We start from the raw sequence: 249 nt of genomic DNA on the forward strand, positions 1-249 counted from the left end.
TTTTCGCCAGCAGGCCATTTTATGGCAAAGTGGCAGGCGTGCCTTCATTTGCCGGAGGCTGCAGAGGTCGCCCGGTTTCGTCGTAGCCATGGCTGTGCAGGTATGCCCGGAGTTCTTCGCTGGTCCAGTAATCCTGTTCTCTGAGTTCCCGGCCAAGTTCCATGGTGGCGTCGGTGGCTCCTTTGCTGTTCAAATGGTTGACGGTGTCGGCGAATTCCCTGGGGTTCGGGTTGACTCCCAATGCCGGAT

The 249-nt window shown here is 57.8% G+C and carries 1 protein-coding gene; it reads right to left on the reverse strand.

What is annotated here, in order from left to right:
- Positions 1 to 19: 19 nt before the first annotated feature.
- A partial coding sequence (locus CI070_RS13390) for a hypothetical protein (RefSeq protein ID WP_179218405.1) occupies positions 20 to 249 on the reverse strand: 230 nt, incomplete at its 5' end.

The organism is Akkermansia muciniphila (genome assembly GCF_900184965.1).
GTDB lineage: Bacteria > Verrucomicrobiota > Verrucomicrobiia > Verrucomicrobiales > Akkermansiaceae > Akkermansia > Akkermansia muciniphila_A.